The organism is Sphingobium indicum B90A, assembly GCF_000264945.2.
GTDB lineage: Bacteria > Pseudomonadota > Alphaproteobacteria > Sphingomonadales > Sphingomonadaceae > Sphingobium > Sphingobium indicum.
Genome location: NZ_CP013070.1, coordinates 1,427,293 through 1,439,868, shown reverse-complemented (window position 1 = coordinate 1,439,868; position 12,576 = coordinate 1,427,293). Strand labels below are relative to the sequence as shown.

13 protein-coding genes are annotated in these 12,576 nt (G+C 67.0%); 4 read left to right on the top strand and 9 right to left on the bottom strand.

Going from position 1 to position 12,576, the window contains the following annotated elements; all coding sequences use genetic code 11:
• Positions 1 to 22 precede the first annotated feature (22 nt).
• Entirely contained in the window at positions 23 to 742 is a 720-nt protein-coding gene (locus SIDU_RS06945) for a pirin family protein (protein ID WP_007688539.1), read from the bottom strand.
• A gap of 107 nt (positions 743 to 849) precedes the next feature.
• Between SIDU_RS06945 and SIDU_RS06940 the strand changes: the two genes are divergently transcribed.
• Together SIDU_RS06940 and ctrA are read left to right on the top strand one after the other, a co-directional pair.
• Positions 850 to 1,743: a LysR family transcriptional regulator gene (locus tag SIDU_RS06940; RefSeq protein WP_007688541.1), complete on the top strand. Its 894-nt coding sequence runs from the start codon at positions 850 to 852 to the stop codon at positions 1,741 to 1,743.
• A 209-nt stretch (positions 1,744 to 1,952) separates the two neighbouring features.
• Entirely contained in the window at positions 1,953 to 2,660 is a 708-nt protein-coding gene (ctrA, locus tag SIDU_RS06935) for a response regulator transcription factor CtrA (protein WP_007688543.1), read from the top strand.
• 114 nt (positions 2,661 to 2,774) lie between these two features.
• Here ctrA and SIDU_RS06930 read toward each other — a convergent pair whose 3' ends face one another.
• The 3 genes from SIDU_RS06930 to SIDU_RS06920 all read right to left on the bottom strand — a co-directional run bounded on the left by SIDU_RS06930 (position 2,775) and on the right by SIDU_RS06920 (position 5,582).
• Positions 2,775 to 3,191 carry a hypothetical protein gene (locus SIDU_RS06930; protein ID WP_007688544.1) on the bottom strand — a complete coding sequence of 139 codons (417 nt, stop codon included), beginning with the start codon at positions 3,189 to 3,191 and terminating at the stop codon, positions 2,775 to 2,777.
• Between the two features lie 314 nt (positions 3,192 to 3,505).
• Complete coding sequence (locus SIDU_RS06925; RefSeq protein ID WP_073507128.1) at positions 3,506 to 4,189, bottom strand: hypothetical protein; 684 nt, start codon at positions 4,187 to 4,189, stop codon at positions 3,506 to 3,508.
• Positions 4,190 to 4,289: 100 nt separating this feature from the next.
• Positions 4,290 to 5,582 carry a S8 family serine peptidase gene (locus tag SIDU_RS06920; protein WP_129965398.1) on the bottom strand — a complete coding sequence of 431 codons (1,293 nt, stop codon included), beginning with the start codon at positions 5,580 to 5,582 and terminating at the stop codon, positions 4,290 to 4,292.
• A gap of 122 nt (positions 5,583 to 5,704) precedes the next feature.
• On the opposite strand from SIDU_RS06920, the gene SIDU_RS06915 reads away from it, so the two are divergent.
• Together SIDU_RS06915 and SIDU_RS06910 are read left to right on the top strand one after the other, a co-directional pair.
• Positions 5,705 to 6,193, top strand: coding sequence for an RNA polymerase sigma factor (locus SIDU_RS06915; RefSeq protein ID WP_007682404.1), 489 nt, complete (start codon positions 5,705 to 5,707; stop codon positions 6,191 to 6,193).
• Positions 6,190 to 6,885, top strand: a complete 696-nt coding sequence (locus tag SIDU_RS06910; protein WP_007682401.1) for an anti-sigma factor family protein — start codon at positions 6,190 to 6,192, stop codon at positions 6,883 to 6,885. Before SIDU_RS06915 ends, SIDU_RS06910 begins: the two co-directional genes overlap by 4 nt.
• Positions 6,886 to 7,098: 213 nt before the next feature.
• Here SIDU_RS06910 and SIDU_RS06905 read toward each other — a convergent pair whose 3' ends face one another.
• The 5 genes from SIDU_RS06905 to SIDU_RS06885 are packed head-to-tail and all read right to left on the bottom strand — an operon-like array spanning position 7,099 to position 12,562.
• A complete protein-coding gene (locus SIDU_RS06905) occupies positions 7,099 to 10,053 on the bottom strand; it encodes a TonB-dependent receptor plug domain-containing protein (protein WP_007688934.1) in 2,955 nt (984 codons plus the stop codon).
• Positions 10,054 to 10,072: 19 nt separating this feature from the next.
• Positions 10,073 to 10,837 (bottom strand): metallophosphoesterase family protein, encoded by a 765-nt coding sequence (locus SIDU_RS06900; RefSeq protein WP_007688936.1) that lies wholly within the window; start codon positions 10,835 to 10,837, stop codon positions 10,073 to 10,075.
• A 43-nt stretch (positions 10,838 to 10,880) separates the two neighbouring features.
• Positions 10,881 to 11,435 carry a dCTP deaminase gene (gene dcd, locus SIDU_RS06895; protein ID WP_007688937.1) on the bottom strand — a complete coding sequence of 185 codons (555 nt, stop codon included), beginning with the start codon at positions 11,433 to 11,435 and terminating at the stop codon, positions 10,881 to 10,883.
• 6 nt (positions 11,436 to 11,441) lie between these two features.
• Positions 11,442 to 11,900 carry a cytidine deaminase gene (locus SIDU_RS06890; RefSeq protein WP_013039929.1) on the bottom strand — a complete coding sequence of 153 codons (459 nt, stop codon included), beginning with the start codon at positions 11,898 to 11,900 and terminating at the stop codon, positions 11,442 to 11,444.
• Complete coding sequence (locus SIDU_RS06885) at positions 11,897 to 12,562, bottom strand: glycoside hydrolase family 25 protein (RefSeq protein WP_007688951.1); 666 nt, start codon at positions 12,560 to 12,562, stop codon at positions 11,897 to 11,899. The genes SIDU_RS06890 and SIDU_RS06885 overlap by 4 nt, the downstream gene beginning before the upstream one ends.
• Positions 12,563 to 12,576: the final 14 nt, after the last annotated feature.

Below are 12,576 nucleotides of genomic sequence, written 5' to 3'. Positions count from 1 at the left end.
CCGGAGGGAGAAGGGACGGACCTTATTCGCTGTCCACCAGGACGATTTCGGCGTCCTCGATGGCCTTGATGGTGATGGGCGCGCCGCCGATGATCGCGGCGCCGTCACGCGCCTCGAACAGTTGGCCGTCTATTTCGATCCGGCCGGTTGCCGGGACCAGGTAGAGGTGGCGCCCTTCGGCGCTGTCATAGGTGACGCTGTCGCCCGCCTTGACCGTGCCGCCCAGCAGCCGGGCGTCGGCGCGGATGCGCAGCGCCTCCCTGTCCTCGTCATGGCCGCTCGCCAGCACCACCAGCCGGCCCGACCGATCGCCCTTGGGAAAGGGCTTGGCGCCCCAGCTCGGCTGGCCGCCCCGGCTGCGCGGCATGACCCAGATCTGGAAGAGGGTCGTCGTTTCGTCCTCCAGATTATATTCCGCGTGGCGGATGCCGCTGCCCGCGCTCATCACCTGCACGTCGCCCGCCTCCGTGCGGCCCTTGTTGCCCAGGCTGTCCTGATGGGTGATCGCGCCGGTGCGGACATAGGTGATGATCTCCATGTCCGCGTGCGGGTGCGGCGGAAAGCCGGAGCGGGGACCGATCTCATCGTCGTTCCATACCCGGATCGCGCCCCAATGCATGCGGGACGGATCATAATAGTCCGCAAAGGAGAAATGATGCCGCGCATTCAGCCAGCCATGGTCGGCGTGGCCGAGCGAGGCGAAGGGCCGGCGGTCGATCCGGCTGCCAACTGTCATGCTCATCACTCAGGCCTTTCGAAGGATTGCCGGAAGGTTCCGGCTTGCTTTCCATCAATCTAGCAATCAGGATCGTTTCTTGAATAAGCAGCATTGAAACGGATTGTTTCCTTATGCGTCTTCCCGATTTCGAGGCATGGGCGATGTTCGCCGCCGTGGTGGAGCATCGCAGCTTCACCGACGCGGCCAAGGCGCTGAGCGTGTCGAAGGCCACCGTGTCCAAGGCGGTGACGCGGCTGGAGCAGCATCTGGACACCAGCCTGTTCAGCCGCACCAGCCGCCGCCTGGCCCTGACCGAAAGCGGCAGGCGGCTGGCCGAGCATGCGGCCCGCATCCTTTCCGAAGGGCAGGCGGCGGAGGAGGCGGCCAGGGACGAAACGGCGGAACTTTCCGGCACGGTCCGGCTGGGCGCGCCGATGACCTTCGGCCTGCTCCGCATCGCGCCGCTGGTCGCGGAATTCACGAAGCAGAATCCGCATGTCGACATCGACCTGCACCTGTCCGATGCGCGCATCGACCTGGTGGACATGGGCCTGGACGCCACCATCCGCATCGCCGACATGCCCGACAGTTCATTGCGCGCCCGGCGCCTGGCCGACGTCACGCTGCATGTCGTGGCGTCGCCCGCCTATCTGGCGGAAAGGGGGCGGCCCACCCATCCGTCCGACCTCGGCGACCATGACTGCCTGTGCTATTCCAACACGCCGACGCCCGACGTCTGGCGCTTTTCCGGGCCGGGCCAGCAGAATGTCGTGGTGCAGGTCCGCGCCCGCCTGACGGTCAACAGCGGGGAGGCGATGCTGCCCGCGCTGCGCAGCGGCGTCGGCATCGCCCGGCTGCCCGACTTCATCGTCGGGGAAGCGATCGCCTCGGGCGAACTGGAGGAGATACTGGTAGACTGGCGACCGCCGCCGTTCGGCATTCACCTCGTCACGCCGCCATCGCGACTGCGGCCTGCGCGGGTGGATGCGGTGCTCGACTTCCTGACCCGCCATCATGGATGTTGACCGCTCGTTTCGAAGTCGAATCCATATTGACTCCGCCTGAATCATTTTGGCTTCAAAACATTGAAAATAGATTCAAAATCCAGCGACTCGCGGATTTCTGCCGGTTAGCGAAAAATTAACCTTTGTCCTTCAGAAGTTTTTTGGTTAATGAATTGGTGCGGCCGTCGTTCTTTGGGGGTGGACGGAACTGCTACGCAAAGGGGCTTCACATGCGCGTGCTGCTAATCGAAGACGAACCGACGACCGCGAAGGCGATCGAGCTGATGCTCACGACGGAGGGGTTCAACGTCTACACGACCGACCTTGGCGAAGAGGGTCTCGACCTCGGCAAGCTCTACGACTACGACATCATCTGCCTCGACCTGAACCTGCCGGACATGCACGGGTACGACGTGCTCAAGAAGCTCCGCGCCGCCAAGGTGCAGACGCCGGTGCTGATCCTGTCCGGCGTGGCGGAGATGGACAGCAAGGTCCGCTCCTTCGGCTTCGGCGCGGACGATTATGTGACCAAGCCGTTCCATCGCGAGGAACTGATCGCCCGCATCCACGCGGTCGTGCGCCGGTCCAAGGGCCATTCGCAGTCGGTCATCCGCACCGGCAAGCTGGCGGTCAACCTGGACGCCAAGACCGTGGAAGTGGACGGCAATCGCGTCCACCTGACCGGCAAGGAATATGCGATGCTGGAGCTGCTTTCGCTCCGCAAGGGCACGACGCTGACCAAGGAAATGTTCCTGAACCACCTTTATGGCGGCATGGACGAGCCGGAACTCAAGATCATCGACGTCTTCATCTGCAAGCTGCGCAAGAAGCTGGCGCTGGCCTGCAACGGCGAAAATTATATCGAGACCGTCTGGGGCCGCGGCTATGTGCTGCGCGATCCGGACGAGGCGGAGGAATTCGCGACCAAGGTCGCCTGATCCGGCCATGGCGCCCGGAAGAAAAGGCCGGCGTCCCTGGGGGATGGCCGGCCTTTTTCCTGGGCGCTCCCCGGCGCCCGAACATGGCGTCGCCCGCTCAGGACGGAGCCGAGATCATCGCCATTTATTGTTGGTGTCCGGTCCCTGCACCCGCGTCCTGAACCCCGGCCGCTTCGTTTCGCCCGATGGCCGGAACGCCTCCGGCACCTGATAACCATCGGCCGGGCGATCTGCGGGCGCGCGGCTTCTGACCGCTTCCGGATTGATCTGCGCCTCCAGTTGCACGCCGAAGCTCTGTCCCTTCCGCCAGGCGATCTTCCCTGGGGCGGGGCGGCAGTCGGGCAGGAGGATGACGACGCGTTCCCCGACGGCAAGGTCGAGATCGCACCGCCCGCCAAGCCCCATTTCCGAAACGTCGCGGACCAGGATGTCGATTTCGCCATAATCCGCGTGGCGCATGAGCGCCTTCAGCAGCCTGCGCTGGCGGTCATATTGCCGGTTGGAGGCGAAATCGGAATCGGAAACGGACATTCAGTCCTGTATCTCTTCAATATTCGGCGCCTTGACGCACCTTTGGCGATCCTTGGCCCCAGTCGACGTCGCCGGCCGGAACCATCTGACATACCGATCTAAACGCTTAGGGATGCCATGAAAAGCACCATCATCTCAAACCGTTCGGATCAAAGGATTTCAGCCTTCGGTTTGAAAAAGGGGAAGGCCGGCGACCCTGGAGCGCGTCGCGTCCGATTTGACGCAGGGCGCTCCATGATCGCCGGCCTTCGATCAGGCGGTGAGGCGGCCATGCGGCTGAAAGCCGGTCGGGGACAGGCCGCCTCCGCGCGGGGTCAGTCGGCCGCCTGATCCGAAGATGCGGTGCTGCCCGAACCAGAGGCCTGTCCGCTGCCGGAGAGTTGCCCGGCCGCATCCACCGAGGCGATGCCGCCCGCGCCGTTCGCTGCGCCGCTGGCTGCGCCGGCAGCGCTGCCGGCGGCATTGCCGGCTATCGAGCGGGTCCGGCCCACGGCATTTGCGGTGCGGTCCCGCGCTGCCCCTGCGGTGGCGCTGGCGCGGTCCTTGGCCTTGGCGGCGGTCCCGGCGGCGCGATCCCGCGCTGCGCCGACCGTGCTGCCGGCCTGGTCGCGCAGGCCGCCCACGGCGTTGCGCACATCGCCGGTCCCCAGCGTGTCGGCGGTCAGGCTGCCGCCCGCCGATCCGCCGGCGGAACCCGAAGCGCTGCCGCCGTGGCTCTTGCCGTGGCGGCTGACCGAGCCGGATGCGGAACCGCTGCCGCTGCCATGGCCCGAGCCGCTGGCGCCGACGCGGCCATTTTCCAGGTCGATGCTGCGGTCCAGGCCGATGCCGCCAGATCCGCCCAGCGTGCCGCCCAGCGATCCGCCCGCGCCACCCAGCGCGCCGCCCAGGCCGCCGCCCAGCATGCCGCCGCCACCGCCGCCCAGCAATTGGGCAGAGGCGGGCGCGGCCGTCATGGCGGCAAGAGCGGCGGTTGCAATCAGGAACTTGACTTTCATCGATCGTCTCCTTGTTCGTTGTCGATCCGATGACAAGACAACGTGAGGGCGATGCGATTTAATCCCGCCGTGCCGAAAAAAATTTTCAAGCACTTGAAAATCAGTCGTTATTTCTGCAATTCCCGCAAACGACGCTAAGGCGGCCGCCCCGCTTCGCCTCCGCCCGCAGGGCCGCCAGGCTGCCGGTGGCGAACAGCCGCCCGGCGACCAGCGGCGCAGCGAAGGACGTGCCGCGAACCTTGCCCTTGCCGCCATCGGTGCGGGCCGCATTCATGTCCGCCCCCGGCGCGGCGAAATCGACATGGCGCGCTCGCCCGGCCTCCGGCAGGACGCGGCCCCGCCCGTCTATCCCGGTGACGGCGATCACCCCGGCATAAGAGGCCGGATAGGCCGGCGGCGCGGCCGGTCCGTCATTGCCGACCGCCGCGACGACGGACACGCCGCGTTCCCGCGCCAGCCGGATCGCGCCTGCCAGCAGGGGATTGTCCGGTCCCACCAGGCTGACCGTCACCACATCGGCCCCGCGCGCCGCCATCCATCCCAGCGCCCGCGCCATCGCAAAGGCGCCGCCGCCCGCCGGATCGTCGCCATATATATCGGCCACCAGCAGGGGTGCGCCGGGCGCCGCGCCCCTTATGCCGGTCGTCCCGCTGATGAGGGAGGCGACCGCCGTCCCATGCGCGCTGGCGCGGGGAGCGCCTCGGGCAAAGCCGCGCTGCTCGATCGGGCCGCTCAGGGCCGGATGGCGCGCCACGCCGCCGTCGATCAGTCCCGCCGCCTTGCCCCGCACCGGCCCGGTTTCCGCAAGCGCGGCGGCGGCAAGGCCGATGGAGGCGCCGCTGGGGAAATAGAGATTGTCGGCGCTGGCCTGCGCCTCTGGAGCGAGGGACCGGACTTGCTTCAACGCCCGCGACAGGCTGCGGCCCTGCGGCACGGTCAGGCGGGTGACGCTGAGGTCCAGCCCCTCTATGGCGGCATTTTCCACGCCATAGCCGGCGGAACGCAAGGCTGCGACGCTTTCCGCCCGCGCCCCGGTCAGCAATATGACCCCGCGCCGCGCCGGTTCGCGCCGGTCGTCCAGTTCCACCGAATCGGCGTGCCGCCGCAGCAGATCGTCGATCCGCGCCGCCCGCGCCGCAACCAGCCGGTCGGCCAGGCGCGCAGGCGACAGCCGGTCGATCCCCGCCTGGTCCAGCGTGCCTTCCACCCGGTCCAGCACATGCGGCGCCACGCCGCCCGCCTGGCCGCTCACCTGGCCCAGGGCGCCGCCCGGCGCGGGCAGCAACTGCGCCTGCGCGCCCGGTGCGGTCAGCAGCAGGCCGGCGAGGATCCATGGACGCGTGAACTTCATTTCGACCTCCCAGCCGCCGGCCTTTCCATCATTGGACCGCATTACGGTCCTTTCGCTCCCAAAATGATTCATCGCGAAAAAATTTCCGATAAAAGATTCATGATTCAGGGATGAAACGCGCGGCGGCAGCCGTTTCATCCCTCAGGAAGCTGAATGGAGACCGGATGTCGTTCGAAAGCGATCTGTTGGCGATCCTGCCCCGGCTGCGGCGCTTTGCCGCCAGCCTGTCGCGGGACCGCGCCGATGCGGACGATCTCTGCCAGGCGGCGTTGGAAAAGGCGCTCCGGGCACGCGATCAATGGCAGCCGGGAACGAGACTGGATAGCTGGATGTATCGGATCATGCGCAATCTGTGGATCGACGAGGGCCGCTCCCGGCAGCGCGCCGCCCGCACCTTCGCACCGGAGGAGGCGGGCGAGCATGTCGGCCATGCCGGCGACCGCGACGTGGAGGCGCATGTCATGCTGTCCGACGTCGACCGCGCCATGCACGGCCTGCCCGACGAGCAGCGGGAGGCGATCGCCCTCGTGCTGGTGGAGGGGCTGTCCTACAAAGAGGCGGCGGAGGTGCTGGACATTCCGATGGGCACGCTGACGTCGCGGCTGGTGCGCGGGCGCGGCGCGTTGATCGAACTGCTGGGGGAAGCGGCATGACGGACATGGATGAAGCCATGCTGATCGCCTTCGTCGATGGCGAACTGGACGAGGTGAACCGGCGGCGCGTGGAGCGGGCCGTGGCGGAAGACCCGGCCCTGGCCGCGAGGTTGGACATGCATCTTCGCCTGCGGGAGCGATTGGCGGGCCATTATGCGCCCATCGAAGCCGAGCCCGTGCCGGCGGCGATGCAGGCCCTGTTGCGGGAGGAGGCGAAGGTCGTCCCGTTCGCTCGTCCGGCGACGGAGCGGCGGCGCGTCTGGGTCACGGGCGGGGCGATCGCTGCGAGCCTGCTGCTGGGGCTTGGCATCGGGCATTTTTCAGGTGGGAGCGGCGGTCCGATTGCGGTGGAGCGCGGCGCGATGGTCGCGCAGGGCGAACTGGCGTCGGCGCTCGAAACCCAACTCGCCTCCGCCCAGCAAGACGGGCCGATCCGCATCGGCCTCAGCTTTCGGCGCAAGGGCGGCGGCTGGTGCCGCAGCTTCGAAGGACAGGCCCTTTCGGGCGTCGCCTGTCGCGAGGAGCAGGGCTGGCAGGTGCAGCAGCTCTTGCCGGGCGCGGGGCAGGGGACGGCCTATCGGCAAGCGTCCTCCGGCGACATGCGCCTGATGGCGACCGTCGATGCATTGATGGACGGCTCCCCGCTCGACGCCGCGCAGGAGAAGGCGGCGAAGGACGGGCGGTGGCAATAGGATAGAGGCTGGAAGGGGTGGGGCGGCGGATGTTCCCCCATTCGTCACCCCGGGCTTGACCCGGGGTCCCGCTGCCTTGGACGAGGCGCACTCAGAAAGAAAGCGGGACCCCGGATCAAGTCCGGGGTGACGGAAAACTAACGTCCGCTACTGGCCAAACCAGCCCCGATGGCATCGCAGGAAAAGGCTAACGCATCTGCATGGCCGTCCCGCTCAAAACTCGAAATTCAACCGGCCATAGTAGAAGCCGCCGCTCGCGCCATAGGGCGAATATTGATTGTAGAGGGAAAAGCCGTTGGCCTGCAATGAAACGGGCAATTTGTCGGGATAGATGTTGAACAGATTGTTCGCCCCCGCCGTCAGCTTGATGCCCTTGCGCAGTTCCATCCCCAGTTCCAGGTCGAAAATGACCTTGGGGTCGATCTCCGCATCCAGCGAGGGCGTGGTCGGATGGACCATCGTCACCTTGCCATATCGGGTGGCGCGCAGGTTCAGGCTGGCCGGTCCCCTGGTCCAGAACATGTTGGCGATGAACTTGTCGCGCGGCGTGCCCTTGGTGAAATCCCCCCGTTTCGCCCGGCCGATCAGCATCAGCCCGGAATCGGCCAGCACCAGCGGCACGGCGTCGACATGGGTGAAGACGGTCTTGTTGAAATTGGCGGACAGGCTGAACAGCGCATGGCCCAGATCGCCCAGGCCCGCCCGCCAGGTGCTGACCACGTCCAGCCCCCGCGTCCGGGTGTCGGCGGCGTTGGAGAAGTAGAATCCGCCCGCCGAGGAGGTGATGCCCGCCGCCGCCAGAACCCCGCGCACCAGCGGCCCTTGCAGGGTTTCGGACAGCAGGATGCGGTCCTTGATCCTGATCTGATAGGCGTCGACCGTGATGTTGAGGCGCGGCGTGGGCGTCAGGACGATCCCGGCGGACAGGTTCCGCGATTTTTCCGGTTTCAGCGGCGTCGCGCCCAGCGCCACGGCGGCGGCGGAATCCACCGGCAAGGCCGACACGGGCAGCAGCACGCCGCCGACATTGATGGTGCTGGCGGAGGAATAATGCTGCTGTTGCAGGGTCGGGGCGCGGAAGCCCGTGCTGGCGGTGCCGCGCAGCGCCAGCCCGCGCAGCGGCTCTATGCGCACTGACGCCTTGCCGGTGTCGGTCGTGCCGAAGTCGGAATAATCCTCATGCCGCCCGGCCAGCGCGACCTCGAACCCCTCGACGACCTGCTGTTCCAGGTTCAGATAGGCGCTCCAATTGTCGCGGCTCCATGTTCCGGCGGAGGAAAGGGGGAAACCCGTCACCCCCTGCGACCCGGATGTCCGCAGCACGCCGGCATTGGGGCCGGTGGTCGATCGGTATCCGCCGTCGATATAGGAAACCGGGTCGCCCGCGCCGATGGCGTAGCTGTTCCAGCGATATTCCGCGCCCAGCGCCACCAGCAACGGTTCGGCCAGGCCCAGATCGACCGTCTTCTGAAGGTCGAGATTGGTCGTCCATTCCTTCGACGTGACGGCGCCGATATGCATGTCGGTGGGGCTTGCGGGGCCGAGCGAGGCGTTGAGGACCGAACTTTCCCGATATTTCGCCCAATCGCGGGAAAAGCTGCTGGACAGGTCGTAATGGAATGTGTCCGACAGGTCGCCGCGCAGCCCCGCCGTGGTCTGGAAATCCTCGTCATAGATGTGGAGATGCGGGCTGTAGCCGTTGGGGAACAGTTCGGGAATATTGTTCGGCGCGTCGGGGAAGCGATAGGTCAGCCAGGCGTCGCTATGCCGTCGCGACGCCGTGCCGAACAGGTAGAGTTCGACCTGATCGCTCACCGGCAGCGACAGGTCATATGCGAAGTTGATGCCCGACACCTGCGGCTGGCCGCCGCGGTTCACCCTGCGGTCGACGGTCGCCTCCCGCGGGTCGAGCGCGCCCGTGGTCGAGGAATAGAGCTGGCCCACCCGCGCATAGAATTGTCCCGGATTGGGCGCGCTGCGATAGGTGCGGCCCTGAAGGAAGGCGTCCAGCGTGAAGTGGACATGGCCGCCGTCGCCGATGCCGAAGCCCTTGCTGATCTGGAACCGGCCCTGTTCGCCGCCGCCGTCCGCCGTGGCGCCGCCCAGGAAGGAGGCGCTGCCGCTGGCGTCGTTCTTCAGCAGGATGTTGACGACGCCCGCGATCGCGTCCGACCCATATTGCGCCGATGCGCCGTCGCGCAGCACCTCTATCCGTTCGATGGCCGAGGAGGGGATAAGGTCCAGGTCGGGCGGCGACTGGCCGTTCTGGGTCGTGCCGTTGATGAACAAGGTCGCGGTGTTGTGACGCCGCTTGCCGTTCACCAGCACCAGCAGATGGTCGCCGGCAAGGCCGCGCAGCGACAGCGTCTTGACGGCGAAGCTGGCGCCTGCGCCGCTGTTCGACACGTTGATCGACGGCACCAGCGTGCCCAGCAGGTCGCGCACGGACTGCTTGCCGCTCGCCTCCAGATCCTTGGCGCTCAGCACGTCGATGGGGGCCAGGCTTTCCGCGACGGTGCGGGTGGTCTGGCGGGTGCCGGTCACGATGATCGGGGCCGAGGCCTCCTCCGCATCGGCGGGAGCCATGGCGACCGGAGCCCCCGACCCGCCCGCCATGGCGACCTGCGCCAACTGGACCGACAGCGGGCTGCGATGGGCGACGGTGCGGCTGGCCGGCACGGCAAGGGCGATGACTCCCGCCCCTGCCTCGCTATGCCTGAGCGCGGTCCCGGCCAGCAGTCGTTTCAGCGCGTCTTCGGTCGACAGCCAGCCCTGCACGCGTCGGCTGCGGATCGACGCGACCTCGTCATAGGGGAACAGGATGCGCACGCCCGACTGGGTCGAAAGCTGGCGCAGGGCGCTGCTCAGCGGCTGAGGGGCGATGTCGAACTTGTGCCGCTGCGACAGGGTGGCGTCCATTTTCGGCGACGCCACGAGCTTCGTGGGCGAAACAAGGCATGCGGCAAAAGCGAAGCCCGCCAATGCATGGCGAATGCGCATCGAATATTCCCCTGTTGCGGACGGCTTTTGCCGTTCCGACGTCGTCCAACGAAGAAAAAGTCCCGATCCGCCATCCATTCCGGTGAAGCGGGCGGGAAGGATCGGATGCGACGGATAAGGGATCGGGAAATCAGCGGGAAATGAGATTTCCTCATCCCGATATTGCAAGTTGCGCCGGGCGCCTTCATCAATCCCCGGTTTGCAGGAACCAGCGCCGGTCCCCCTCCAGCCCGATCGCCGTCAGCCGGCCGCTGCGGAAGGCGCCGGTGTCGATGCCGATCCGGTTGGGCCGGACGTCCACATCGGCGCTGATGTTGTGGCCGTGGACGATCATCTTGTCCAGGCGCCCTCCATGGTTCAGGAAATCGCCCCTGATCCAGCGCAGGTCGGCCGGAATCTGGGCATGGAGCGCGACGCGCGGCCGCACCCCCGCATGGACGAAGAGGTAATCGCCCAGCGGCAGCATATCGGGGAGGTCGTCCAGGAAATCGACATGGTCGCGCGGGACGTGAGCCAGCATCCATCGCGCCATCGCCTCGTCGCTCATCCGGGCGCTGTCCTCCGGCCCCAGTCCGTAGCTGGCCAGCGTCTCCACCCCGCCATGGCGGCGGAACAGGCGGGCGGCCTGCGCCTTGCCGCGCGCGGCGGCGACGAACATCTCCTCATGATTGCCCTTGAGGAAGCGGACCTCCTCGCCGGAGCGCGCCAGGCCCATCGCCCGTTCGACCACCTGCCGCGACTGCGGCCCCCGGTCGACCAGGTCGCCAAGCAGGATCAGCAGCCGGGGCAGGGGATGGCGCCCCGCCTCGTCCAGCGCGATCCGGTCTAGCAACTGGGCGAGCAGGTCGTCGCGGCCGTGAACGTCGCCTATGGCATAGACGCGCCGGTCCCCGCCCACGCTGGGGGGCGGCGCATGCTCCCGCGCCTTCCGCGCTCGGAACGGCATCAGCATGGCGGGCCTGCCTCACACATCATGCCGCCAATGTCGCACAGCGTCACAGGCGCGGCAATGTGACGCCCTGCTGCCCCATATATTTGCCCGCGCGGTCGGCATAGCTGGTCTCGCACGGCTCATTGCCCTGGAGGAAGAGGAACTGGCACGCCCCCTCATTGGCGTAGATCTTGGCCGGCAGCGGCGTGGTGTTGGAAAATTCCAGCGTCACATGCCCTTCCCAGCCCGGTTCCAGCGGCGTCACGTTCACGATGATGCCGCACCGCGCATAGGTGGACTTGCCCAGGCAGATCACCAGCACGTCGCGGGGCACGCGGAAATATTCGACCGTCCGGGCCAGCGCGAAGCTGTTGGGCGGGATGATGCAGACATCGGTCTTGCGGTCGACGAAGCTGTTGGCGGCGAAATCCTTGGGGTCGACCACGGCGCTGTCGACATTGGTGAAGATCTTGAACTCGTCCGCCACCCGCGCGTCATAGCCGTAGGAGGATAGGCCATAGCTGATGCAGCCGTCCCGCCGCTGGCTCTCCACGAACGGCTCTATCATGTTGTTGCTCCGCGCCTGTTCGCGAATCCACTTATCCGACAATATCGACATGGCTGTTCAGCTCTTTCCAGGGGTGATGCCCAAATCGGCGGGACCGAAGGCATGGGGCAGGAGTTCGGCGACGCGATGTTCGACCAGCGCGTCTCCTTCCGGCGCCGCGCAGTAAATGGCGAGCGTCCGCCCGGCCATCTGCTCGGCTTCGTTCATGATCTGGCGGCACCGGCCGCAGGGGGTGACGATGGCCTGCCCCGATATGGCGCCGTCCGCACCCATGGCGCCGCCCACGACCGCAACCGCCTCCACATCGGCAAGGCGGCCCTGCGCATTCGCCGCGGCCAGCGCCACCGTTTCGGCGCAGAGCGACAGGCCATAGCTCGCATTCTCGAAATTGCAGCCGGTCACGATCCGCCCGTCGGTCAGCCGCACCGCCGCGCCGACGGCGAAGCGGCTGTAGGGCGCGTGCGCATGGCGCATCGCTTCCCGCGCCGCTTCGACCAGCTTTTCCGTCGCATTCATCGCGCCATCACATCCCATCGCACCGGACCGTCGATGCCGTCGATATGCCGCATATCATTGGCTGTCCACATCACCCATTTGCGCTGCCCGCCATCGGGCGCGAAGAAATTGCGGTCCAGCCACAAGGTGCGGTTGATCCCCGACGCGATGGCGTATTGGGCGTCGAAATCGTCGCTGACGTTGAGCAGCACCGGCGTGCCCGCATGACTTTCGATCAGGTTGATCAGCGTGTTCAGTTCCGACAGCACCGCATCCTGCCCCGGCCGCGCGCGGCAGCCCGGATCGAACGCCAGCCTGATCACCGGGGGCAGCGCGGCATTGTCGCGCGGCACCATGGTCATGAAGCCCGTCGCCTGTTCCGAAGCCCTGGCGCACAGGCTGAAATCGAGCGCGGCGCCATAGCGCATCCCCGCCGCCCTCGCGCCCGCCCAGTTCGCCTCGAACGCTGGATCGCGGAAGCGCCCGCCGCTCGATGCGCGGATATAGGCGAAATCGGCCCCCTGCGCCGCCAGCGTGCCCCAGTCGATCGGGCCGTTGTCCGACGACACCGACACGCCCTGGGTCGGGAACGCCTCCCGGCCGGGCGCCCATTCCCGCGCATAGAGCCACCCGCCCAGGGCCAGCAGGCCCGGAACGGCAAGAAACAGGCAAAGACGGGCCATGAAATGGCCGGCGC

What these genes read in the sequence shown, in the direction of transcription:
- SIDU_RS06945 (WP_007688539.1), bottom strand. Translation starts at nt 742, where the DNA reads ATGAGCATGACAGTTGGCAGCCGGATCGACCGCCGGCCCTTCGCCTCG.
- SIDU_RS06940 (WP_007688541.1), top strand. Translation starts at nt 850, where the DNA reads ATGCGTCTTCCCGATTTCGAGGCATGGGCGATGTTCGCCGCCGTGGTG.
- ctrA (WP_007688543.1), top strand. Translation starts at nt 1,953, where the DNA reads ATGCGCGTGCTGCTAATCGAAGACGAACCGACGACCGCGAAGGCGATC.
- SIDU_RS06930 (WP_007688544.1), bottom strand. Translation starts at nt 3,191, where the DNA reads ATGTCCGTTTCCGATTCCGATTTCGCCTCCAACCGGCAATATGACCGC.
- SIDU_RS06925 (WP_073507128.1), bottom strand. Translation starts at nt 4,189, where the DNA reads ATGAAAGTCAAGTTCCTGATTGCAACCGCCGCTCTTGCCGCCATGACG.
- SIDU_RS06920 (WP_129965398.1), bottom strand. Translation starts at nt 5,582, where the DNA reads ATGCGGTCCAATGATGGAAAGGCCGGCGGCTGGGAGGTCGAAATGAAG.
- SIDU_RS06915 (WP_007682404.1), top strand. Translation starts at nt 5,705, where the DNA reads ATGTCGTTCGAAAGCGATCTGTTGGCGATCCTGCCCCGGCTGCGGCGC.
- SIDU_RS06910 (WP_007682401.1), top strand. Translation starts at nt 6,190, where the DNA reads ATGACGGACATGGATGAAGCCATGCTGATCGCCTTCGTCGATGGCGAA.
- SIDU_RS06900 (WP_007688936.1), bottom strand. Translation starts at nt 10,837, where the DNA reads ATGCTGATGCCGTTCCGAGCGCGGAAGGCGCGGGAGCATGCGCCGCCC.
- dcd (WP_007688937.1), bottom strand. Translation starts at nt 11,435, where the DNA reads ATGTCGATATTGTCGGATAAGTGGATTCGCGAACAGGCGCGGAGCAAC.
- SIDU_RS06890 (WP_013039929.1), bottom strand. Translation starts at nt 11,900, where the DNA reads ATGAATGCGACGGAAAAGCTGGTCGAAGCGGCGCGGGAAGCGATGCGC.
- SIDU_RS06885 (WP_007688951.1), bottom strand. Translation starts at nt 12,562, where the DNA reads ATGGCCCGTCTTTGCCTGTTTCTTGCCGTTCCGGGCCTGCTGGCCCTG.